This is a genomic window from Agromyces laixinhei, assembly GCF_006337065.1.
GTDB classification, from domain to species: Bacteria; Actinomycetota; Actinomycetes; order Actinomycetales; family Microbacteriaceae; genus Agromyces; species Agromyces laixinhei.
In genome coordinates this window covers 2,726,173-2,749,310 of sequence record NZ_CP040872.1, presented here as the reverse complement: position 1 = coordinate 2,749,310, position 23,138 = coordinate 2,726,173, and the positions used below count along the sequence as shown (strand labels likewise).

Below are 23,138 nucleotides of genomic sequence, written 5' to 3'. Positions count from 1 at the left end.
CCGTGCCCGTTCACTGTCGGCGGAACCCGTTAGCGTTGCCGGCATGCAGGTCACCGCGACATCCGATGCCCCCGTCTCACGGCTCGCGGCAGGCACGCACGCGGCCGTGTTCGGCGCCCCGGGCAGCGGCAAGACGACGTTCTCGATCGAGCTCGCGGCCGATCGCATCGAGCACCTCGGCCATGCCACCGACGAGGTGCTCGTGCTCTCGGCGACGCGCGTCGCGGCGACTGCGCTGCGAGACCGGCTCGCGGTGCGACTGGGCGTCACGACGAGGGGCCCCCTCGCTCGCACGGCGAACTCGATCGCGTTCCAGCTCGTGCGGGCGTACACGGGGGTGCCCGTGACGCTGCTCACGGGCGCCGAGCACGACCAGATCATCGGCGAACTGCTCGAGGGCGGCATCCGCGACGGCTTCGGGCCGTCGTGGCCCGATCCGCTCACGCCAGAGGTGCGGGTGCTCCGCGGCTTCCGCTCCGAGCTTCGCGACCTGCTCATGCGGGCCGTCGAGCACGGTGTCGACGCCCCCGCGCTCGCCGCGCTCGGCGAGCGCTCCGGCCGGCCCGAGTGGGTCGCGGCCGCGGCATTCCTCGAGGAGTACGACGAGGTGAAGGCGCAACTGCGCCCGAACCAGTACGACTCGTCTGAACTCGGCGCCTTCGCCGCGGCGATCGTACGGCAGAGCACGACGGATCCCACGGCGGCCGCCGCCCTCGGTGCACTCGCGCGACTGCGGCTCATCGTCGTCGACGACGCCCAAGAGGCGACCGAGGCGACCGCAGCGCTCCTCGGCGCCTTCGCCGGCCGCGGCGTCACCGTCGTCGCGCTCGGCGACCCCGACGTCGCCTCCAACGGGTTCCGCGGAGGGTGCGCCGAACTCCTGGGCTCGCTCGGTTCGGTGCTCGGCGCGGGCGCCGTGCAGCGCCTCGACCTGCCCGTCGTGCACCGCGGCCGACCCGAATTGCGGTCGATCGTGCAGTCGGTCAGCGGCCACATCGGCACCGCACTCGGCGGAACGCACCGTTCGGCCGTGCACGCCGCACCGGCGATCGATGCTGACGCGACAGCCGATGTCGATCCACTCGCCGCGGTGCTCGGCATCGAAGCGCCCTCGCACGCCGCGGAGTGCCAGGCCGTCGCCGCGGTGCTGCGCGAGCGTCACCTCCTGGGCGGCGTGCCGTGGTCGTCGATGGCGGTCGTGCTGCGCTCAGGGGGCGACGTGCCCGGCTTCGAGCGCGGGCTGGCGCTCGCCGATGTGCCCACCGCCGGCAACGCCGCCCGCACCGCACTGCGCGACGCTCCCGCGGCGGCGGCGCTGCTCGCCGCGGCCTCGCTCGTGCTCGATCGTGAGCCGCTGACCCCCGAGCTCGCGGTGACCGTGCTCACCGGGCCGATCGGCCGCCTCGACAGTGTGGGGCTGCGGCGCCTTCGGCTCGCGCTGCGGCACGAGGAACTCGCGAACGAGGGCACGCGCACGGCCGACGAGCTGCTCGTCGAGGCGATCGCCGCGCCGGGCGGGTTCGAGACGATCGACGCGGCCCCTGCACGCCGTGCGGCGCGGCTGTCGAAGCTGCTCGCGACCGCTCGCGGCGTCGCGCATCGAGGCGGCACGATCGAAGAGGTGCTCTGGTCGATCTGGGAGGGCAGCGGACTCGCTGCCGAGTGGTCGACGCAGGCCGCCGGCACGGGCGTGCTCGCCGAAGAGGCGAACCGTGCGCTCGACGCCGCGGTCGCGCTCTTCGCGGCGGCACAGCGGTTCGTCGAACGCGAGCCCGACGCCCCGACCGTGCGGTTCGTCGACGAGGTGCTCGCGAGTGAGCTGCCGGAAGACTCGCTCGCGCCGCAACGCTCGGCCGAGAGCGTCGTCGTGACGACGCCGCCCGCGGTGATCGGTCGCGAGTTCGAGGTCGTCGTGATCGCCGGTCTGCAAGACGGCGTGTGGCCGAATCTCCGTCCTCGCGGCACGCTCCTGCATGCGGCACATCTCCCGCGCGTCGTCGCCGCAGCGCGTTCCGGTGCCCCCCTGCCGGCCACCGAGACGGTCGCGGAGGCGCGGGCGTCGGTGCGCGGTGACGAGTTGCGACTCTTCGCGCTCGCCGCCTCGCGGGCGAGCCGGCAGCTCGTGCTCAGCTGCACTGCCAACGACGACGAACAGCCCTCGATGCTCATGGGGTACGCGAGCGAGCGCATCAAGTCGGGCCGCCGTCGCCCGCTGCACCTGCGCGGTCTCGTCGGGGCCCTCCGCGAAGAGGTGACGAGCTCTGGCGGCGGCGAGGCCCCGGCAGCACTCGCCCTGCTCGCCGAACAGGGCGTGCCCGGAGCGCACCCCGACGAGTGGTACGGACTCGCCGGGCCATCGACCACGGCGCCGCTCGTCGACCTCGAGGGCGACCCCGAAGCCCTCGTCTCGGTGTCGCCGTCGCAGATCGATCGCGCCGAGGAGTCGCCGCTCGGCTGGTTCATCGACCACGTGGCCTCTCCGCCGTCGGGTCTCGCCGCCTCGATCGGCACGATCGTGCACGCCGTCGTCGAAGAGGCCGGCGCCAGAGACGACGGCGACACGAGCATCGAGACCCTGTGGTCCGCCGTCGAAGAGCGATGGCGCGAACTGCGTTTCGACGCCGGGTGGGTGGCCGAACGCGAACTCCGCGGCGCGCGGCGCATGACCGAAGGGGCTTCCGACTATCTCGCGAACTTCGTCGACGACGGCAAGGTGCTGCTCGGCGCCGAGGGGCGGTTCACGCTCGTCGTCGACCGGGTGCGCATCTCGGGCACGATCGACCGTGTCGAGGCCTCGGCCGACGGCACCACGGTGATCGTCGATCTGAAGACCGGCCGAACGCCGCCGTCTGCAGCCGAGACCGCTGCGCACCCGCAACTCGCGGCCTACCAGATGGCGGCGCGCGCCGGCGAAGTGCCCAGCGGCGGCGCGCTCGGCGGTGCGAAGCTCGTCTACCTCGCAAAGCCCACGCGCGGCAACGCCTTCACCGAACGCGCCCAGCAGCCGTTCGACGACGCCGCAGAGTCGGAGTTCCGCGAGCGACTCGGCAACGTCGCCCGCACCATGTCGGGCAGTGAGTTCGAGGGGCCGGCCGAACTCGGCTTCCGCTCGAGATTCGGCGCCTGGCAGTACCGCGTGCACCTCGTGCCGGCGGTGTCGGCATGATCGCCGCCGCCGACATCGCCGTGCGGCTCGGGCTGCACGCGCCCACCGCCGAGCAACGCGCCGTGATCGAGGCCGACCCGCGCGGCCAGAGCATCGTCGTCGCGGGGGCGGGCAGCGGCAAGACCGAGACGATGGCCAATCGCGTGGTCTGGTTGCTGGCCAACCGCCATGTCGACGTATCCGAGGTGCTCGGGCTCACCTTCACCCGCAAGGCCGCGGCCGAGCTCGCCGAGCGCATCCGCGAGCGCATCGCGCAGCTCGTCTCGCTCGGAATCGCCGACGTCTCGCTCGATCCGCTCGAATCCGCGTCGGTCGGCACGTACAACGCCTTCGCGAGCGCGATCTACCGAGAACACGCCATGCTCATCGGGCGCGAGCCCGACGCGGCCGTGCTCGGCGAGGCATCCGCCTGGCAGCTGGCACGGTCGGTCGTCGCGGCATCGGCCGACCAACGCCTCGTCGAACTCGACGCCTCGCTCGACAAGGTCACCGGTGCGGTGCTCTCGCTCAGTCGCGCGCTCGCCGAGAACGTCGCCGACAGCCGCGATGTGCGGGCCATGACCCGCGACTTCCTCGCGATGGAGGGGCTGCCGATCGAGGCGCCGCGCAAGCGCACCGACTTCACGTCGTTCGTCGACGCGCTCGGCGTCGTCGGAGCGCTGCCGCCGCTGCTCGAGCTCGCCGACGCCTATGCGGCGGCGAAGCAGCAGCGGGGCTTCGTGGAGTTCTCCGACCAGGTCGCGCTCGCGCTCGCGATCTGCGAGCGCCACCCCGAGGTCGTCGCCGGGCACCGCGAGCGCTATCGCACCGTGCTGCTCGACGAATATCAAGACACGAGCGTCGTGCAGACGCGCCTGCTCTCCAGGCTGTTCGGCGAGCAGGCCGTCATGGCGGTCGGCGACCCCGACCAGTCGATCTACGGATGGCGCGGCGCGAGCGCCGCGAACCTCGCGCGCTTCGGCCGTGACTTCGCACCCGGCCGCGATGCCGCCGTCTACGACCTGTCCACGAGCTGGCGCAACCCGAAGGTCGTCCTCGAGGGCGCGAACACGCTGATCCTGCCGCTCGACGCCGGCATCCCGAAGGCACCGCTCGCTGCGTCGCCGTTCGCACAGCACGGCCGGCTCGAGGCGGCATGGGCCGAGACGATCGAGCAGGAGGCCGATCTCGTGGCGAGATGGTTCGCCGAGCGCCTCGGTCGCGGCGGAAGCGCGGCGAGCGGTGCTTCGAACGAGGCCGCACATCGCAGCGGGGCGCTGCTCTGCCGCACCTTCACGAGCGTCGGCATCTTCACTGCGGCCCTCCGCGCCCGAGGCGTTCCCGTGCACGTGCTCGGCATGGCGGGCCTCCTCGACCAGCCCGTGATCGCCGACCTCGTCTGCGTGCTGCGCGTGCTCAACGATCCCACCGCGGGCTCCGAACTCGTGCGGGTGCTGGGCGGTGCCCGCTGGCGCATCGGCCCGGCCGACCTCGCCGCGCTGCACTCGCTCGCGAAGTGGCTCGCCGACCGCGATCTCGGCGCACGGCGGCTCGGCGACGAAGTACGGGCGGGGCTCCGCGCATCGATCGCGCCCGACGAATCGCCGTCGATCGTCGACGCCCTCGACTTCCTGCTCGTGGCGCCCGACTCGCACTCCGCGCTGGCCGGCTTCAGCGAGATCGGCCTCGCCCGCATGCGGCGGGCGGGCGCGCAGCTGCAATCGCTGCGACGCCGGGCCGGTCTCGGCCTCATCGACTTCGTCAGCCTCGTGCAGCAAGAGCTGCTGCTCGACATCGAGGTCGCAGCGAACGCGTCGCAGCCGCTCGGGGCGCCGAGCCTCGAGGCATTCGACGAGCTGCTCGCGGGCTTCGCCGAGGTCTCGGAACACGCCACGCTCGGCGCGTTCCTCGGCTGGCTCACCGAGGCCGAGCAGCGCGACCGGCTGGCGCCGCGTCACGACGAGCCAGAGCCCGGCGCCGTACAGGTGCTCTCGATCCACGGCTCGAAAGGCCTCGAGTGGGACGTCGTGGCGATCCCGCGCATGGTCGGCGACGAGCTCCCCTCGAAGCCGCGCTCGTCGAAGGGGTGGTTGTCGTTCGGTGAGCTGCCCTTCGAGTTCAAGGGCGACGCCGGTGAATTGCCAGAGCTCCAGTGGCGCGGCGTCCAGAGCCAGGCCGAGTTCGACCGCGCGGTCGGCGACTTCGCCGAAGAGAACAAGCTGCGTCATGCCGAAGAGGAGCGACGCCTCGCCTACGTGGCTCTCACCCGCACGCGCGGCGATCTGCTGCTGTCGGGGTCGTGGTGGGCGAGCCAGAAGGCGCCGCGCATGCCGAGCCCGTTCCTGCGCGAACTCGTGATCGCCGGAGTGATCGAGGCCGGGGCGTTGCCGGTCGCCTCACAGCACGACGAGAACCCGCGGGTCGGCGGGGCCGAGCGTGTGAGCTGGCCGCTCGACCCGCTCGGCGCGCGCCGTCGTGCGGTGACCGCCGCCGCCGACGCGGTGCGAGCTGCAGCCGATCGGCCGAGTGGCGAGGGCATCGGCCCGGTGCTGGCCGATCGCATCCGGCTGCTCCTCGAAGAGCGTCGTCGTCGCGCCGAAGGGCCAGGCAGCGTCGAGGTGCCGGTGCGAGTGCCCGCTTCGCGGTTCAAGGACTACGTCGACGACCCCGCGGCCGTCGCCGGGCAGCTGCGCAGGCCGATGCCGCAGAGGCCGTACCGGGCGACCCGCATCGGTACCCTGTTCCACCAGTGGGTCGAGCAACGGTCGACGGGTGAGATCGAGGCCGGGGCGATCGACGCGCTCGACGACCCCGAGGCGTACTTCGCATCGGTCGTTCCGCTCGACGAACGCGTCGCCGACCCGACCGCGCAGCGCCTGCGCGAACTGCAGACCACGTTCGAGGCGTCGGAGTGGGGCGGCCGACGGCCTTCTGCCGTCGAGATCGAACTGCACCTGCCGATCGGCGACAACGTCTTCGTCTGCAAGCTCGATGCGGTGTACGACGTCGACCCGTCGAGCGAGCTCGGTCGGCGCGGCATCCGTCATCAGGTCGTCGACTGGAAGACGGGCAAGGCGCCGCGCGACGCGCATGATCTCGAACTGAAGCAGACGCAACTCGCGCTCTACCGGCTCGCGTATGCGAAGTGGGCGGGCACCTCGCCCGACACGATCGACGCGGTGTTCTATTTCGTCGAAGACGACCGGGTCATCAGGCCCGACGCCATCTACGACGAGGCGGCGTTGCGCCGGGCCTGGGCGTCGGTCGCGGCATCCGAACCGGCGTCGCCATCGGTATCCCCGTCGGTGTCGCGCTGACCGTCGCCGGGGTCCGACGCGACGGGGTCCGCAGCGCCGGGCGTTGCATCACCCCAATCCGAGAGATCGAGGGGGATCGGCGCGGTGGCGTCGAAGGGCGCGGTGTCGCGTTCGCCGGCTTCACGGCGCTCGAGCTCGGAGAAGTCGTAGCTGTCGGTGAGGAGGTTCGAGCCGTTCTCGCGCGGCCGGCTCCCTCGCGGCGTCTCATCGAGCATCCGTTCGACGTCGCCGACGGTGAGGATCGGCCCGGTCTCGGGCGACAGGGGTTCGCTGGACCGATCATGCACGCTCTCGACGAGTCCGTCGAGCAGCCCCACGGCGTCGGCGATGACCGCCTCGTCGTGAGTCTCGACGCCATGCAGCAGCCACTTGGCGAGTTCCAGTTCCCCATACAGCAGCGCGCGCTGCGGCAAGTGCGCGTCGGCTTCGCCGGATCGCGCACCGAAGTACGCGTCGAGGGCTCGCTCGGCGGAGTCGCCCCGCGAGGTGAGCAGCCAATTCAGGTCGCGCGCGGGGTCTCCCTGCGCGAGCGCGGACCAACCGATGAGCCCGGTCACGGCGTCGCCGTCGACGAGGAGCGAGTCGGCGGCCAGCGTGCCGTTCACAACGGTCGGGCGAAAACGCCAGAGCGCGGCGTCGTCGGTCGCCTCCTCCCAGCGCCGAAGGAGCGCGGCGGGCAGGTGGCCGGTGTCGGCGGCCCGGCCGATGAGGTCGACGACGCCGTCGTGCGATTCGTCGGCGGTCTGGCTGGGCAGACCCGCGTCGGCGATGAATCCCGTCGGCAGGGCGTGCACCGCGGCGAGCGCGAGCCCGACCGAGGTCGCGATGCCGTCGTGCTCGGTGAGCTCGTCGGCGGTGCGGGCGGCGCCGGGAACGTAGCTCGTGACCACGGCGCGGGTGCCGTCGACCGGCGCCTGGCCGACGAACTCGGGAACGTCGAACGGCAGGCGCGAACGGATGCCGGTGGTGAGTGCGCGCAGCGCCACGAGGTCGGCCGACTGCTCGGATTCGGCGCCCTGCGAGCGGGGCACCCGCAGCACGAGCAGGCGGTCATCGGTGTCTCGCAGCAGTACCGCGTCGAAGGCGCCGTGGCTCTTGCGAGACAGTGCGCGCACCGCCCGTACCTCGAGTCCGGGCACCGCCGCCGTGGCCAACGCGGCTAGAGTGAGAGGAGGTCTGGCCATGGCAATCAGCTTAAGCAGGCAACTCGCGGCGGCGGGCGACCGCCACGCCTTCCGGCCGACTCCGACTCCGACCCGGCATCGAGGGGTGGCACGTGATCGAACCGACACCGCCGGTCTTCGCGCGTTCGACGATCGACCGGGATGCCGTGTCGCGCGCCGACCCCGGGCTCGAGCCGTCGCTCGACGCCGACCCCTCGACGCGCGTCGTCGCGCTGCACCGGGGGCGGGTGCTCCTCGCCGAGCGCGTCGAGGGGTCGGCGCCGCTCCTCGAGCTCCTGCGCCCGGGCGATCTTCCCGCTTCGACTCTGCGCTGCTATCTCGGACGCGACGACGGCTCGCGGTTCGAGCTTCGGGTCTTCGGCGCGGATGCCGCGGCGTCGATCGAACCCGAAGCGGCCAGGTGGCAGGGGCTCCGCGAGGCCGCCGGGGTGCTGGGTGATCGCGATCTGAGTCTCGTCGCCCCGGCGGTCGCGCTCGCGAACTGGCACGAACGCCATGGGTACTGCGGTCGCTGCGGCGCCGCGACGGTGCCCGTGCAAGCCGGATGGGCGCGGCGCTGCACCATCGACGACGGCCTGCATTTCCCGCGCACCGACCCGGCCGTCATCGTGCTCGTGACCGACGACGACGATCGGGTGCTGCTCGGCTCGAACGCGCTGTGGGCGGCGAACCGCTACTCGCTGCTCGCCGGCTTCGTCGAGCCCGGCGAAGGGCTCGAGGCCGCGGTGGTGCGCGAGATCGAAGAGGAGGCCGGGATCCTCGTCGACCGGGTCGAATACGTCGCCTCGCAGCCATGGCCGTTTCCGGCGAGCATCATGCTGGGCTTCACGGCCCGCATCGCGGCGGGGGCCGAGCCGTCGTCGGCGGTGCCCGACGGCGAGGAGATCCTCGACCTGCGCTGGTTCTCCCGTGAAGAGATCACCGCAGCGCGGGCCGAGATCGGCCTGCCGGGCGGCACGTCGATCGCACGCTGGTTGCTCGAACGCTGGTATGGCCGGCCCATCGACCCCGAGGGAGTGGGGCTCGCATGGGCGACGTCGTGACCGCGGCATCCGACCCCCTGCTCGATGCGCTCGACGAGGAGCAGCGAGTCGCTGCCGAAGCGCTGCTCGGGCCGGTCTGCGTGCTCGCCGGCGCCGGCACCGGGAAGACCCGTGCGATCACGCATCGCATCGCGTACGGAGTGGCGTCGGGCACGTACGATCCCGCTCGCGTGATGGCGCTCACCTTCACCTCGCGGGCCGCGGCCGAGTTGCGCGCGCGGCTGCGCACTCTCGGCGCGGGCGCCGTGCAAGCGCGCACGTTCCATGCGGCCGCCCTCGCGCAGCTCAACCACTTCTGGCCGATCGTCGTCGGCGGCAACGCGCCTCGCGTGCTCGAGTTCAAGGGGCGTCTGCTCGGGCAGGCCGCCGAGCGCGCCAAGGTCCGAGTCGACACGGCGACGTTGCGCGACGTCGCGGCCGAGATCGAGAGACGCAAGGTCTCGTGCGCCGGGCCTGAGAGCTACACGACGCGGCTCGCCACCCGCGGTGCGCCGGGCAAGCTCACCGCCGAGCAGTTCCTCGCGGTCGTCGACGCCTACGAGTCGCTGAAAGACGAACGGCGCACGCTCGACTTCGAAGACGTGCTGCTCGCCACAGCGGGAATGATCGAGTCCGAGGCATCCGTCGCGATGCACGTGCGCGAGAGCTATCGGCACTTCATCGTCGACGAATACCAGGATGTCTCACCTGCTCAGCAGCAATTGCTCGAGCTCTGGCTCGGCGAACGACGCGACCTCTGCGTCGTGGGCGACGCAAGCCAGACGATCTACTCGTTCGCCGGGGCGAGCGCCGAGTACCTGCTCGACTTCGAGCGCCGCTTCGAGGGCGCCACGGTCGTGCGTCTCGAACGCAACTACCGCTCGACGAGCGAGATCGTCGGCGTCGCCAACCGGCTCATGCGCGGAAGGGCAGGCGCGTTGCGGCTCGAGGCGGTCTCTTCTGAGACGGATGCCACGGCGACGACGTCGCGGTCCACGACGAAGCCGACCACCGCCGCGCCGAAGCCGAACGCCGAGCCGACGATCACGGAATACGCCGACGACCTCGCCGAAGCACGCGGTGTCGCGACCCGCATTCGCGCGAGCATCGACGCCGGCGTCGCTCCGGAATCCATCGCCGTGCTCATGCGCGTGAACTCGCAGTCGGCGATCCTCGAGCGAGCGCTCGAAGAGGTCGGGGTGGGGTCGCGTGTGCGCGGCGCCTCGCGGTTCTTCGACCAACCCGAGGTGCGCGAGGCGGTGCACGCGCTGCGTGCCGCCGCCCTCACGATCGCCGGCGAGCCGCTCTTCAAGTCGGTCAGCGACGTGTTGCGCGCACTCGGGTGGAGCACGCAGGCTCCCGAGGGCCCGGGCGCGGTGCGCGCCCGCTGGGAGTCGCTGAACGCGATCGCCCGGCTCGTCGACGACGCGCCGCCCGGTACGACGTTCCGAGCGTTCGCCGATGAGCTGCGAGCCCGCGCCGAGGCGCAGCACGAGCCGACGGTCGCCGCGGTGACGCTCGCGACCCTGCACTCGGCCAAGGGCCTCGAGTGGGGCCAGGTGCACATCGTCGGGCTCACCGAGGGCATGCTCCCGATCGCATATGCACAGGGCTTCGACGCGATCGACGAGGAGCGACGCCTCCTCTATGTCGGCATCACGCGGGCACGGCGGCGCCTCGAGCTGAGCTGGCCGCGTCAGGGCGGCGGCTATCGAGGCGAACGGGAGCCGTCGAGGTTCCTGCAAGAGCTCGGCACCCGCACTCGGAGTGCCACCGGTGCGCCGTCGGCGCCGAGGCCTCGCCCGGGCGCCCCGGCCTGACCGACGACTCCCGAAGGGGGTTGTGCGCGTGGTGGAGCCGGTCGTCGATGAGGGACGCCGCAAGCGACACGACGTCGTGCACGGCTCGAGGGGTGCAGCTCGCTGCCGGGCGGCCGGCGAGCTGGGCCGCGATCACGGGCCATGCGGGGTCGTCGTCGCGGCGCGCGAGTTCGAGGCAACGCAGGCACGGGCCGTCGCCAGGCTCGACGAGCGGGCCGATGCGGGCACCGTTGTCGTCGAACACGACCGCGAGGTGCGGCACATCGCCGCGCAGCCACGGCAGGTGGCGCGCGGGGGAGATCACCCAGGTCGCCGCGACGACCGCGAGTGCCGTCTCGGCGGGGTCGGCGTCGATGGCGGACACCGGTTCGTGGCCGAGCACTGCGAGGTGCTCGGCGAGGCGGTCGCCGATCTCACGTGGCGCGTCGATGGCGACTCGTCGCGATCGAGCGGATGCTTCGGCCTCCGCTCTGCTCGTGCCCGCCGCTCTGCCCGCGGTATCCGGTTCGAATGCGGGCGCGAGCGTCTTCAGGAGTGCGCGCACCGCCTCGGGGGACCCGCCGAGCCCGGTGCCGATCGTCTGGAGGGTCGCCGGAGCCGCCCCGTGGCGAAGAGCGGTGATGAGCCCGTGCTCGAACTCGCCCGGGTCGTGCAGCACGACACGCGGAGTCGTGCCGAGCTGCATCTCGGTGGGGGAGCGCCACACGACGGGGAGGCGCGGGTCGATGCGCGGAGACATGACGAGAGCATGCCCGAACGGCGCGCTTCGTCGCGGAATCCTTCCACAGGCGGAGCGCCGTCTGCGCGCCGGATGACCGGTCAGCTCGCCGGTTCTTCGCCGTCTTCGCCCGGCGCTGCGGGCGTCTCGCCGCGGAGGAGTTGCTCGAGCGCTTGGTCGAACTCGTCGTCGGCCTCGGCTTCGGCGCTGTCGGTACCCGTGAGGCGGGCCACGAGTCGGGCCGGATCGTCGAGGTCTTCGGCGGTCGGCAGCAGGTCGGGGTGCGACCAGAGCGCATCGCGCGCCTCGACGCCGACCGCGTCGGTGACGGCGCGCCACATCGCAGTGGCCTCCCGGAGCCGCCGCGGCCTCAGCTCGAGGCCGACGAGGGTCGCGAATGCGGACTCCGCCGGCCCGCCCGACGCCCGGCGACGACGGATCGACTCGGCGATCGCGTCGGACTTGGGCAGGCGTGCCGTGGCGTCGGCGGTCGCCGCGTCGACCCAGCCCTCGACGAGCGCGAGCATCGTCTCGAGGCGGGCGAGTGCGGCCTGCTGTGATTCGCTCCTGCCGCGGATGAGCGCCCCGTTGACGACGGCGTTGCGCAGTTCTTCGGTGTTCGACGGGTCGAAGCCCTCGGCGAGCTCCTCGAGTCGTTCGGTGTCGATGTCGATGCCGCGCGCGAACGCCGTGATCGCGGTGATGAGGTGCAGGCGCAACCAGCGGGCGTGCCGGAACAGTCGCGCGTGGGCGAGCTCGCGAACCGCGAGGTAGAGCTCGATCTGGTCGGTCGGGATGTCGAGGTCGTTGCCGAATTCGGCCGCGTTCTGCGGCAGGATCGCCGCCCGGCCGTCATCGAGGAGCGGAATGCCGACATCGCCGCCCGAGACGACCTCGGTGGCGAGTTGACCGACGACCTGACCGAGCTGCATCGCGAAGAGCGCTCCACCGACGCCGCGCATCATGCGGCTCGCCCCCTCGATCATCGACCGCATCTCTTCGGGTGCCTGCTCGCTCATGACCCTCGTGAGGGCGTCGGAGATGGAGAGGGCGACCGGCTCGGCCAGTTGCGACCAGATCGGCATCGTCGCTGCGACCCATGCGCGCCGGGTGAGCACCTCGGGGGTGCCAGGCAGCGCGCCGAAGTCGACGGACTCGTCGAGCCAGAGCGAAGCCACCTGGAAGGCCTGATCGAACTTCGCGCGTGCCTCATCGTCGATCTGGAGCTGACCGGCCGCGGCGCGCTCTTCGCCCTGTCGCAGGGCGACGCTCCAGTCGATGCCGTCATCGGCCTTGTTCATCGCCTGTTGCAGCTGCGAGAACAGCGCGGCGATGCTCGCCGGGTCATTGGGCAGGCCCGCGGCGCCGGCGAGGCTCGACGGGTCGATGTCGCCGGCACCCGAGAGCAGTTCGCGCAGCATCTCGCGGAACTCGTCTTCGGGGGTTCCGGTCGTCGGGCTCATCTTGCCGATCGGCCACTCCGGCCACCTCCCAGTCGCGTCAGGTTCAACCGTAACGCCGAGACGCGGCACAGTGTCTGGGAAATGGCCTAGGCTGGGCGTTCCGGGTGTCCGCCCATCGCGAACAGCGCCGGCCCCGGCGCGCGCGATTGCGACGAACCCGTCGCCTCGGAAGGAACACGGATGGCCCTCTTCTCCGACGAGCCGTCGTCGGCGCCGCGAACGAGCCGTGAGCGACGTCCGCTCTCCGAGCGCATCGGATGGATCGCCCTCTCCGTCGCGATCGTGATCGGCATCGTGTTCGTGCTCATTCCGTCCCCCTACGTGTTCGCGCAACCGGGCCCCGTCTACGACACCCTCGGCGTCGCCGAGAACGGCGACGGCGAAGAGGTGCCGCTCATCGAGATCCCCGATGAGACCACGTATCCCACCGAAGGCGAGCTCAACCTGCTCACGGTCTCGGTGCTCGGGCGCCCCGGCCGCACGCCGAGCTGGCTCGAGGTGATCGGCGCGTGGTTCGATCGAACGCGTTCGGTCGCCCCCATCGAGGTGTACTTCCCGCCCGGCGTCACGTCCGAAGACCGCGACGCCCAGAACGAGATCGCCATGGTCGACTCGCAACAAGATGCGATCGCCGCCGCACTCGTCGAACTGGGCCACGACTTTCCGCGTGAGGTGACCGTCGCAGGGCTCCTCGATGACTCGCCCGCCGACGGCATCCTCGAGGCGGACGACGTGATCGTCTCCCTCGACGGCACCGAGGTGCACTCGATCGGCGAACTGCAGGCGGCGGTGCGCGAGCACGGCACGGATGCTCCGGCGCAGATCGACATCATCCGCGACGGTGAGCCGCAGACCGTCGAGGTGACGCCCGTCGACCGTGGCGGCGCCACCGTGATCGGGGTGGGCGTGCGCATGCACTACGAGTTCCCGATCGACGTGGAGCTGCAGCTCGACGACGTCGGCGGTTCGAGCGCCGGCATGATGTTCGCGCTCGGCATCGTCGACAAGCTCACCCGCGGCCCGATGACGGGCGGTGAGATCATCGCGGGAACGGGCACGATCGACTCCGCGGGCGCAGTCGGGCCGATCGGCGGCATCCGTCAGAAGCTCTGGTCTGCCGAGGGTGCAGGGGCCCGCTGGTTCCTCGCTCCCGAGTCGAACTGCGACGAGGTCACCGGTCATGTGCCCGACGGCGTCACCGTGTTCGCCGTCTCGACGCTCGACCAGGCGCGGACGATCGTCGAAGACGTCGCCGACGGCGACGTCACCGGGTCATATCCGTCGTGCCCCGAGTGAACAGCTCATTCAAAGGAACCCGACCATAGGATGGAATCCCGATCCCATCCCGACCGAGCATGAGGCCGAGAGTGTCAGCACAGCCGCAAGAACCGAGGGTCAGGCGTCGACGCGCCCCGATCGCGATCACGATCGGCGTCGTCGGCGTGCTCGTCATCGCGTTCTTCGCCTTCGCCGGAATCTACGCCGATGTGCTCTGGTACGACCAGCTCGGGTTCCTCTCGGTGCTCACGACGGAGTGGATCGCGCGCATCGTGCTCTTCCTGGTCGGGTTCCTCGCCATGGCGCTGCCAGTGTGGGGATCCATCCAGATCGCCTACCGCTCGCGGCCGGTCTACGCGAAGCTGAACTCGCAGCTCGACCGGTATCAAGAGGTCTTCGAGCCCCTGCGGCGGCTCGCGATGTACGGCATCCCCGTCGTGCTCGGCATCTTCGCCGGGGTCTCCGCCTCCACCCGCTGGGAGCTCACGCTCGCCTGGCTGAATCGCACGCCATTCGGCACGACCGACCCGCAGTTCGGGTTCGACGTCGGCTTCTTCGTGTTCGAACTGCCGTTCTACCGCTCGGTGGTGGGCTTCGCCTCCGCCGTCGTGCTGCTGTCGGTGCTGCTCGTCATCGCGACGAACTACCTCTACGGCGCGCTCCGCGTGAGCGGCCGCGAGGTCGTCATCTCGAAGTCGGCCCGCATTCAGATCGCCGTGACCGCAGGCATCTATCTGCTGCTGCAGGCGGTGAGCATCTGGCTCGACCAGTATGCGACGGTGACCGAGACCGGCTCGCTCATCACAGGTGCCTCCTACACCGACGTCCATGCCACGATCCCCGGCCGCGGCATCCTCGCGGCGATCGCGGCCGTCGTCGCGGTGCTCTTCTTCATCACCGCGATCATGGGCCGATGGCGCCTGCCGCTCGTCGGCACGGCGCTGCTCGTCGTCTCGAGCCTGCTCATCGGTTCGCTCTACCCGTGGGTGGTCCAGCGCTTCCAGGTCGACCCGAGTGCCCGTTCGCTCGAAGAGCCGTACATCCAGCGCAATATCGACCTGACGAGAGACGCATACGGCGTCGCCGACGTCGAGCAGATCCCGTTCGAGGCGAAGACCGACGCCGAACCCGGCGCGCTCCGCGAAGACGCTGAGACGACCGCGAACATCCGACTCATGGATCCGCTCGTCATCAGCCCCGCGTTCGAACAACTCGAGCAATTCCGGCAGTACTACCAGTTCCCGTCGGCGCTCGATGTCGACCGGTACGAGATCGACGGCGCAACGCGAGACATGGTCGTGGCGGTTCGCGACGTGAACCTCTCGGGCCTCGGCGACGCCGAGACCTGGTTCAACTCGCACCTCGTCTACACGCACGGCTACGGCCTCGTCGCCGCCGCGGGCAACCAGCGCTCGGTCGACGGCCAGCCGGTGTTCCTCCAGTCGGGCATCCCGCAATCCGGCGTGCTCGGCGACTTCCAGCCGCGCGTGTACTTCGGCGAGGACTCGCCCGCGTACTCGATCGTCGGGGCTCCGAAAGATGCGAAGCCGATCGAACTCGACTATCCGTCGGGCTCCGAGGGGGGCGACCAGACCCAGACGACGTTCCGGGGCGAGGGCGGACCGAAGCTCGACAACGCCTTCACGAAGCTCGTCTACGCGCTGAAGTTCCAGTCCGAGCAGATCTTCCTCTCCGACCAGGTCACGACCGATTCGCAGATCCTCTACGACCGCGACCCGATCGAGCGCGTGCAGAAGGTCGCCCCGTACCTCACCCTCGACTCCGACACGTATCCCTCGGTCGTCGACGGCAAGCTCGTCTGGATCGTCGACGGGTACACGCTCTCCGACCAGTACCCGTACTCCAACAAGGTCAGCATGAGCGATGCGATCGCCGACAGCGAGACTGAGGCGCCGACGCTCGCCTTCGACGAGGTCAACTACATCCGCAACTCTGTGAAGGCGACCGTCGACGCCTACGACGGCTCGGTCACGCTCTATGCGTGGGACGACGAGGATCCGATCCTGCAGACCTGGCAGAAGATCTTCCCGACGACGATCGAGCCGATGAGCGAGATGTCGGGCGACCTCATCAGCCATGTGCGCTACCCGTCAGACCTCTTCAAGGTGCAGCGCGAAGTGCTCGGTCGCTACCACGTCACCGAGGCGGTTCCGTTCTACTCGCGTGAAGACGCGTGGACGACTCCGAAGGACCCGACGGCCGACGCCGCCAGCACGCTGCTGCAACCGCCCTACTACCTGACCATGCAGATGCCGGGTCAGGAAGCGCCGAGCTACTCGCTCTACTCGACGTTCATTCCAGAGGCTCGCGGCGATCAGAGCCGCAACGTGCTGCGCGGCTACCTCGCCGTCGACGCCGATGCGGGCAGCGAAGACGGCGAACGCGCAGAGGGTTACGGCAAGCTCAGGCTCCTGACACTGCCTGAAGACGACAACGTGCCCGGGCCGGGTCAGGTACAGGCGAAATTCAACTCCGACCCGACCGTCTCGCAATCGCTCAACCTGCTGAAACAGGGCCAGTCGAACGTGATCAACGGCAACCTGCTGACGGTGCCCGTGGGTGGCGGCCTGCTCTACGTGCAGCCCGTCTACGTCGAATCGACCGGCAATACGAGCTACCCGCTGCTGCAGAAGGTGCTCGTGGCGTTCGGCGACCAGATCGCGTTCCAGGACACGCTCGACCTCGCGCTCGACGTGCTCTTCGGCGGCGACTCCGGTGCCGACGCGGGTGACAACGAGGTGGAGCCGGGAACAACGCCCACACCGCCCGACGAGGGCGACGGCGAGGAGCCGACGACCCCCGAAGCCCCGAGCGACGAGGTGCAGGCGCTGCTGAATCAGGCTTCGCAGGCGCTGAAGAACAAGCAGGCGGCACTCGCCGAAGGAGACTGGGCTGCATACGGTGCCGCCGATGCGCAACTCGCCGAGATCATCGCACAGCTCCTCGAAGCCACCAAGGAGCCCTGACGTGGGCGTCGACCTGCGCAGCGGCGAGTGGCTCGACGACAATCTCGCGAACTGGAACGAACGTGTCGCCGTGCACGTCGCATCGGAGATGTACGACCGCACGCGCCTCCGCGAGGGCGGCGACGTGCTCGACCCGATCGTGCGTGACACGATCGAGCGTCTCTACCCCGACGGGCTCGAGGGCGTGCGCGTGCTGCATCTGCAGTGCCACTTCGGCTCCGACACGCTGTCGCTCGCGAATCTCGGGGCCACGGTCGTCGGCATCGACTTCTCGTCGCAGGCCGTCGTCGAGGCGCGCCGTATGGCAGAAGAGCTCGGTCTCTCGCACCGTGCCCGGTTCATCGAGGCGAACGTCTACGACGCCCGCCACATGCTTCCCGAGCCGGAGTCGTTCGACCTCGTGTTCACGTCGTGGGGCACGATCGGGTGGCTTCCGGATGTCGCGGAGTGGGCACGCATCGTGTCGTGGTTCGTGAAGCCCGGCGGCCGCTTCCACTTCGCCGACGGTCATCCGGCGGCGTTCGTATTCGACGGCGACGGCGGGCCCGGCGGCCTGCCGTCGTTCGCCTACCCCTACGTGAACGAGACACCTGACATCATCGACGATGCGAGCGACTACGCCGACCCTGAGGCCGCGCTCGTCAATGCGCGCACCTGGGAGTGGATGCATCCGCTCGGTGAGATCTTCGAGGCGCTTCGCGGCGCCGGCCTCGAGGTCGAGACCTTCACGGAGCACTACCGGGTGCCGTGGCGCATCTTCCCCGCGACGGTCGAGCTCGGCGATGGCATGTTCGGCTGGCCGGCCGAGCAGTGGCTTCCACTCTCGTTCGAGCTCGTCGCAGTGCCGCGCGCGCAGGCTGCTGTAGCCGAGAGCTGAAGCTGGGCCGACCGTGCCGTGCTCGATTCGCACGGGCTCAGATCTCGTGCTAGAGTTTCTTCTTGTGCCGCGGGGTGGAGCAGTTCGGTAGCTCGCTGGGCTCATAACCCAGAGGTCGTAGGTTCAAATCCTGCCCCCGCAACCATGAGGCCCGGTCAGAAGCAATTCTGACCGGGCCTTTCTTGTGCGCGAGCGGCTTGGCGCATGGCGTCGATGAGTCGGCGCGGTTCGTTGACCGGGCGGGTGCCGCCCCTGCAGAATTGCGGCATGGGGATCCGGCCGTGATCGTGACGAAGACCACGCGGTCAGGTGTGCCGGCGCTCGCATCCGATGCCCGGCGCAACTGGACCTCGATGGCCATCGCCGCGGGTGTCACCGTGCTCGTGTTCGTGATCTCCCACGTCATCGTCGACTTCAGGTTCTCGACCGACTCGGTCGTCGTCACGTCGTTCGTGTTCTGGATCTGTTACTCGGTCACGTACGCCGTGCTGACGCAGAGGGTCTTCGCGCGCCGCGACGCAGCGACACTGCACGCCTGGATCACGGCGACCACCCCGACTCGCAGACGCGAACTCTTCGAGGCGAGGCTGTCGGGTGCGGGCCCGACGCTCAACGTGCACTGGGCGATTCTCGCCCTCGCCTCGGTGGCCCTGCTCCTGGCGTCTCCCGGTCTGATCGACAGCCCCGTCGCGAACGGGCTCGGTGTGGGGGTCGTTGTCTCCGCGTGGTTGGTCACCGTGTACGCATACGCCGTGCACTACGCGCGACTGAACGCGGCGGTACCGAGCCTCGAGTTTCCCGGTGATGAATCGCAGCCGGTCTTTGCGGACTACTTCTACCTGTCGGCGCAGATCGCCACGACCTTCTCGTCCTCCGATGTCTCGATCTTGACGACGCTCGCCCGACGAGTCGTGACGGGGCAGACCCTCATCGCGTTCGCATTCAGCACCTTCATCATCGCCATGCTGATCACGGTGGTCTTCCTCTCGAACTGAGTCGGCTCGAGTGAGGCCCGCACCGGCATGTCAAGCCCTTGAGTGCGTGCCAGACGGATGCGACGGTGGTGGAAACCATGACCACGACAGAGACGGAGGCCAGTCATGTCCACACACAACGACCGACTACCCGATGAAGAGCCCGGAGCCTACGTGGACTCCGAGCTCCCCGAAGACGCCGTCACGAGCCAGGATGAGAGTGGCGATCCGGCTCACGGCGAGGGTGCGGGCGCAGAGATCGGAGCGAACCAGACCGACGCTCGGCCGGAACGCGACGACCCCGACGGATCTCGGCGACCCTAGCGCTCACGCGCTGTTGCGTCCCGCGATCATTCGGATGAGCCAGGCGATCACCGCAATCGCAAGGAGTACAAGACCGACCCACAGCAGGAACTGGAGCGATTGCACGAGACCGCCGGTGATCGCGAGGATGATGGCGACGACGATGACGATGATCAACAGGATGTTCATGGGGACTCCTTCGGTTGTCGCTCCCGGGCAGCAGACTGACCCGGGATGTAGTGAACGCTATGGGATCGCCGGGTTCCCGGAAAGGGGTTGACATCCCGAGGTGCGCTGAGGCGCTGTCAACCCCTGTCGCGCTTGCAGGCTCGCCCGTAGCGTGACCAAGGAACGAACATCGACGAGACGAGTAGAGGAGGAAGCCCATGGCGCGTTCCGGACTCATCGACCCGACGACGAAGTATTCTGCCGGTCCGTTTCCGAGACAGCAGCAGTTCCCGCCCGGCAGCACCGAAGAGATGGCGCCGCGGCCCGATCACGGTGAGCAGAGCTATCGGGGAGCCGGTCGTCTGGTCGGGCGGAAGGCGCTCATCACCGGTGGTGACTCCGGCATCGGGAGGGCCGTCGCGATCGCCTTCGCTCGTGAGGGAGCCGACGTCGCGATCTCCTTTCTCGAGAGCGAATCGGATGACGCCGAGGAGACGGCACGCTGGATCGAAGAGGCCGGGCGATCGGCACTCCTGCTTGCCGGTGACCTGCGATCGGAGGTTCATTGCGAGCACGTGATCGAACGGGCGCGCTCGACATTCGGCGGACTCGACCTGCTCGTTCTGAACGCCGCCCACCAGCGAGACCGTGGCGGCATCGATGAGATCCCCACTGACGATTTCGAGTCGGTGATGCGGGTGAACCTCTTCGCGCCGGTGTTCCTCGCGCGCGCTGCGGTGCCCCATATGGCGGCCGGCGCGAGCATCATCACGACCACCTCGATCCAGGGATTCGACCCGTCGTCGCGTCTCGTCGACTACGCGATGACGAAGTCGGCACTGGTCGCCTTCACGAAGGCGCTCGCTGAGGAGCTCGGGCCGCGGGGCATCCGCGTCAATGCCGTTGCACCCGGACCGATCTGGACGCCGCTGATCCCTGCGACCGGATGGCCCGACAAGGTACCGGAGTTCGGTCACGACACGCCGCTCGGCCGGGCCGGTCAGCCTGCCGAGCTCGCGGGCGCCTATGTGTACCTCGCGTCGGAGGACGCCTCGTACGTCTCGGGCGCGATCCTTCCGGTGACCGGCGGTCGGGGGCTGTGATCTGCGGGGCTTCGTTCGACGTATTCTCGATGCATGGGAAAGCTCATCTACGGCACGTCGTTGCGTGAATTCGACATCGACGATCGCACGTTGGCGCATCTCAGGGTGGCCATCATCACCAAGCTGCGTCGGTCCGAGAGCTTCGCGTTCACGTGGGAGCACGGCGTCGAACGAGGCAGCGGGCGCACGACGATGTGGCTCCAGGAGTCGATTCCGGTGCAGTTCGTCTTCAGCGGCAACCGGCCGCCGGCGTTGAACCGGCTCTGGATCGAGGATCTCATCGCGTCGGCCAGCAGCACCGGCGGCCTCCAGCACGTGCCGGAGCCGGCAGAATCCGAGTCGTTCCAGATCGACTGAACGGCCGCGCCGACCCGAGCTCGTCACGTGCTCGTGAGCACGACGAGCCGCCCGGTGGCCCTGGTCATCGCGACGTAGCGATCCACCGCCCCCTCGATGCCGTCGCCGAACGACTGAGGGTCGATCAGCACGACGAGGTCGAACTCGAGACCTTTCGCGAGCGTGGGGGTGAGCGAGCGAATGCGAGCGGATGCCCCGTGGCCGTCCGTCTCCTCGCGGACGCCGTCGCTGCTGATCACGCACGCCGTGCCCTCGGCGTGCTCGGCGAGCCAGCCCTCGAGCACCGTGTCGATCTCGGACACCGACCCGTGGGCGACCGGGATGCCGCTGCTGCGCACAGACCTCGGCACGTTGGCATCGGGAATCGCCGCTCTGATGACGGGCTCCGCTTCGCTCATGACCTCTTCGGGCGTGCGGTAGTTGATCGCCAGACTCGCGAGTGCGACGTGGTCGAGGCCGATTCGCGCGAGGCGCTCCCGCCACGACTCGGTGAATCCGTGTCTGGCCTGGGGCCCGGTCGCCGACGATCGTCAGGCTGCGCGATGGGCAACGGGCGAGCACCATCGACCACTCGGCGTCCGTCAGCTCCTGAGCCTCGTCGACGACGATGTGGGCGAACGGGCCGGCGAGTTCATCGGGATCGCGGCTCGGCAGCTCGGCCTCGTCGATCAACGAATACTGCACGTCCTGCCCGCGCAGCATCGTCATGACGCCCTCGCCGTCGTCGTGCACCTGTGCCTCGAGCAGGTTGTCGATCACGTGCGACATCTCCTCGCGCTGTGCGGCGGCCGCAGCCCTCACGCCGACGCCGGTCGCGGGATGACTCCGGGTCGCCGATCCGCTGCCGTGCCGCGTCGAGGAACGGGAGGTCGGCGACCGTCCACGCGCGAGGCGCCTGGCGCTGCAGCACTCGAATCTCCTCGTCCGCAAGCCAGGGCGCACAGCGCCGCAGGTAGGCGGGCACCGACCACAGATCGGCCACGACGCCGGCCGCATCGAGCACGGGCCAGGCGCGGTTGAAGGTCATGCGCAGCTCGCGACTTTCCGCGAGCGAGGCGCGAAGCTGCTCGGTCTCCACCTCATCGTCGTCTCCGCGATCGCTCAGGATCGCCAGCAACTCCTCCCAGACCTGCAGTCGTGCCTCGTTGTGCGTCGTTCCCGGCTCCGGCGCATCGAACGCCTCCTGCCAGTCGCGGGCGTCGACCCACACGTCGGCCCACGGGGTCTCGATGGTCATACCCGTCGACGGCGGCCGCTCGTAGTACGCGACCGCCGCCTCGACGGCTCGCACGAGCTCGACCGACGACTTCGCGCGGGCGACCGCCCGGTCTGCTTCGATCGCGGCGTCGGCGCCCTCGGGCACGAGGTCGCGGAGGGTGGCGGTCTCCACACCCTCCTCGCCGAGGCCGGGCAGAATGTCGGCCACATAGTCGAGGTACGGCTGATGCGGGCCGATGAACAGCACCCCGCCGCGGCGGTGGCCGAGCCGCGGGTCGGAGTACAGCAGGTAGGCCGTGCGGTGCAGCGCGACGACCGTCTTGCCGGTGCCGGGGCCGCCGTCGACGACGAGGGCGCCGCGAGATCCTGCTCGGATGATGGCGTCCTGGTCGGCCTGGATGGTGCCGAGCACATCTTGCATTCGGCCCGAGCGGGCGCTGCCGAGGCTCGCGATGAACGCTGACTGGTCGTCGAGCGCGGCGTGCCCGGCGAGTGCATCGGGCGTGAACACCTCGTCCCAGTAGTCGGTGATGCGGCCGTGGGTCCATCGGTATCGCCGACGGCTCGTCAGCCCCATCGGGTCGCCGTGCGTTGCGCCGAAGAAGGGTTCGGCGACGGGGGAGCGCCAGTCGATGAGCAGCCGTCGACCGTCGGGGCCCGTGAGGCCGAGCCTGCCGATGTACACCGGCTCCCCGGCATCCGTGCCGACGACGCGGCCGAGGCACAGGTCGAGACCGAAGCGGCGCAGGGTTCGCAGGCGTCCGCTCAGCCGATGGACCTCGAGGTCGCGATCGAGCGCGGCCTGACCGTGGCTCTCCGGCTGCCGGCGAACGACGTCGAGGCGTTCGCCGACCTCGGCGATCGAGCGCTCGAGTCCTTCGGCGATTGCGGCGAAATGGAGTTCGTCGTCGGCGATGAGCGACCGGTCTGCCTTGGGTGCGAGGCGGTCGGGCAGATCGAACACACTGGAAGTCAGAGCCTGCTCCTTTCGATTCGACGCGCTGGTCACGTGAGCGGATGCCACCGGTTCGGTCGCCCAGTCTGCGCCACAGAGGGGGCCTTGCCGCAAGACCCCATGCACGCGATATCCTGAAAGTGGAGGGCACGGGTGGCCCTCATCGTTTCGCCTCCACCCGCCCCGTTTCGCTCTCACTCGGTCAGGTTCACTTTCATCTGGTCTGGGTGATGACTACGGCTCCGACCG

14 protein-coding genes, 1 tRNA gene and 1 pseudogene are annotated in these 23,138 nt (G+C 69.8%); 12 read left to right on the top strand and 4 right to left on the bottom strand.

All coding sequences use genetic code 11. The features are described 5' to 3' along the window. Positions 1-43 precede the first annotated feature (43 nt). Entirely contained in the window at positions 44-3,166 is a 3,123-nt protein-coding gene (locus tag FHG54_RS12990; protein WP_139417643.1) for a UrvD/REP family ATP-dependent DNA helicase, read from the top strand. After that, positions 3,163-6,462, top strand: a complete 3,300-nt coding sequence (locus FHG54_RS12985; RefSeq protein ID WP_139417642.1) for an ATP-dependent DNA helicase — start codon at positions 3,163-3,165, stop codon at positions 6,460-6,462. The genes FHG54_RS12990 and FHG54_RS12985 overlap by 4 nt, the downstream gene beginning before the upstream one ends. Here FHG54_RS12985 and FHG54_RS12980 read toward each other — a convergent pair. Continuing rightward, positions 6,372-7,646: a phosphotransferase gene (locus FHG54_RS12980; protein ID WP_198165860.1), complete on the bottom strand. Its 1,275-nt coding sequence runs from the start codon at positions 7,644-7,646 to the stop codon at positions 6,372-6,374. The two genes, FHG54_RS12985 and FHG54_RS12980, sit on opposite strands and share 91 nt — an antisense overlap. A 92-nt stretch (positions 7,647-7,738) precedes the next feature. On the opposite strand from FHG54_RS12980, the gene nudC reads away from it, so the two are divergent. After that, a complete protein-coding gene (gene nudC / locus FHG54_RS12975) occupies positions 7,739-8,689 on the top strand; it encodes an NAD(+) diphosphatase (RefSeq protein ID WP_139417641.1) in 951 nt (316 codons plus the stop codon). Next, positions 8,674-10,488, top strand: coding sequence for an ATP-dependent helicase (locus FHG54_RS12970; RefSeq protein WP_139417640.1), 1,815 nt, complete (start codon positions 8,674-8,676; stop codon positions 10,486-10,488). Before nudC ends, FHG54_RS12970 begins: the two co-directional genes overlap by 16 nt. Positions 10,489-11,307: 819 nt before the next feature. On the opposite strand, the gene FHG54_RS12965 is transcribed toward FHG54_RS12970, so the two are convergent. Then, the gene (locus FHG54_RS12965; RefSeq protein ID WP_233437772.1) at positions 11,308-12,669 is read right to left on the bottom strand and encodes a zinc-dependent metalloprotease; all 1,362 of its coding nucleotides are present in this window, start codon (positions 12,667-12,669) and stop codon (positions 11,308-11,310) included. A 180-nt stretch (positions 12,670-12,849) separates the two neighbouring features. Between FHG54_RS12965 and FHG54_RS12960 the strand changes: the two genes are divergently transcribed. The 6 genes from FHG54_RS12960 to FHG54_RS12935 all read left to right on the top strand — a co-directional run bounded on the left by FHG54_RS12960 (position 12,850) and on the right by FHG54_RS12935 (position 19,109). Further along, complete coding sequence (locus FHG54_RS12960) at positions 12,850-13,965, top strand: YlbL family protein (protein ID WP_139417639.1); 1,116 nt, start codon at positions 12,850-12,852, stop codon at positions 13,963-13,965. Between the two features lie 59 nt (positions 13,966-14,024). Next, the gene (locus FHG54_RS12955) at positions 14,025-16,934 is read left to right on the top strand and encodes a UPF0182 family membrane protein (RefSeq protein WP_139417638.1); all 2,910 of its coding nucleotides are present in this window, start codon (positions 14,025-14,027) and stop codon (positions 16,932-16,934) included. Position 16,935: 1 nt separating this feature from the next. Then, positions 16,936-17,811: a class I SAM-dependent methyltransferase gene (locus FHG54_RS12950; protein ID WP_168197179.1), complete on the top strand. Its 876-nt coding sequence runs from the start codon at positions 16,936-16,938 to the stop codon at positions 17,809-17,811. Positions 17,812-17,879: 68 nt separating this feature from the next. Continuing rightward, positions 17,880-17,956 (top strand) — tRNA-Met (locus FHG54_RS12945). A 136-nt stretch (positions 17,957-18,092) separates the two neighbouring features. After that, positions 18,093-18,806, top strand: a complete 714-nt coding sequence (locus FHG54_RS12940; protein WP_139417636.1) for a DUF1345 domain-containing protein — start codon at positions 18,093-18,095, stop codon at positions 18,804-18,806. Positions 18,807-18,911: 105 nt separating this feature from the next. Continuing rightward, positions 18,912-19,109 (top strand): hypothetical protein, encoded by a 198-nt coding sequence (locus FHG54_RS12935; protein WP_139417635.1) that lies wholly within the window; start codon positions 18,912-18,914, stop codon positions 19,107-19,109. Between the two features lie 3 nt (positions 19,110-19,112). Here FHG54_RS12935 and FHG54_RS16385 read toward each other — a convergent pair whose 3' ends face one another. Further along, positions 19,113-19,277 (bottom strand): hypothetical protein, encoded by a 165-nt coding sequence (locus tag FHG54_RS16385; protein ID WP_168197178.1) that lies wholly within the window; start codon positions 19,275-19,277, stop codon positions 19,113-19,115. 197 nt (positions 19,278-19,474) lie between these two features. Here FHG54_RS16385 and FHG54_RS12930 point away from each other — a divergent pair, with 197 nt between their 5' ends. Together FHG54_RS12930 and FHG54_RS12925 are read left to right on the top strand one after the other, a co-directional pair. Beyond that, on the top strand, positions 19,475-20,359 hold the full coding sequence (locus tag FHG54_RS12930; protein ID WP_139417634.1) for an SDR family oxidoreductase: 885 nt from the start codon (positions 19,475-19,477) through the stop codon (positions 20,357-20,359). Between the two features lie 33 nt (positions 20,360-20,392). Next, positions 20,393-20,716: a DUF7882 family protein gene (locus FHG54_RS12925; RefSeq protein WP_139417633.1), complete on the top strand. Its 324-nt coding sequence runs from the start codon at positions 20,393-20,395 to the stop codon at positions 20,714-20,716. A gap of 23 nt (positions 20,717-20,739) precedes the next feature. On the opposite strand, the pseudogene helR reads toward FHG54_RS12925, so the two are convergent. Further along, positions 20,740-22,943, bottom strand: a pseudogene (helR, locus tag FHG54_RS12920) (RNA polymerase recycling motor ATPase HelR). Positions 22,944-23,138: the final 195 nt, after the last annotated feature.

Bases quoted from the DNA above. Each gene is read 5' to 3' on its own strand.
- FHG54_RS16385 (WP_168197178.1), bottom strand. From the start codon at position 19,277: ATGAACATCCTGTTGATCATCGTCATCGTCGTCGCCATCATCCTCGCG.
- FHG54_RS12980 (WP_198165860.1), bottom strand. From the start codon at position 7,646: ATGGCCAGACCTCCTCTCACTCTAGCCGCGTTGGCCACGGCGGCGGTG.
- FHG54_RS12970 (WP_139417640.1), top strand. From the start codon at position 8,674: ATGGGCGACGTCGTGACCGCGGCATCCGACCCCCTGCTCGATGCGCTC.
- FHG54_RS12985 (WP_139417642.1), top strand. From the start codon at position 3,163: ATGATCGCCGCCGCCGACATCGCCGTGCGGCTCGGGCTGCACGCGCCC.
- FHG54_RS12990 (WP_139417643.1), top strand. From the start codon at position 44: ATGCAGGTCACCGCGACATCCGATGCCCCCGTCTCACGGCTCGCGGCA.
- FHG54_RS12955 (WP_139417638.1), top strand. From the start codon at position 14,025: ATGAGGCCGAGAGTGTCAGCACAGCCGCAAGAACCGAGGGTCAGGCGT.
- FHG54_RS12965 (WP_233437772.1), bottom strand. From the start codon at position 12,669: ATGAGCCCGACGACCGGAACCCCCGAAGACGAGTTCCGCGAGATGCTG.
- FHG54_RS12935 (WP_139417635.1), top strand. From the start codon at position 18,912: ATGTCCACACACAACGACCGACTACCCGATGAAGAGCCCGGAGCCTAC.
- FHG54_RS12960 (WP_139417639.1), top strand. From the start codon at position 12,850: ATGGCCCTCTTCTCCGACGAGCCGTCGTCGGCGCCGCGAACGAGCCGT.
- FHG54_RS12930 (WP_139417634.1), top strand. From the start codon at position 19,475: ATGGCGCGTTCCGGACTCATCGACCCGACGACGAAGTATTCTGCCGGT.
- FHG54_RS12925 (WP_139417633.1), top strand. From the start codon at position 20,393: ATGGGAAAGCTCATCTACGGCACGTCGTTGCGTGAATTCGACATCGAC.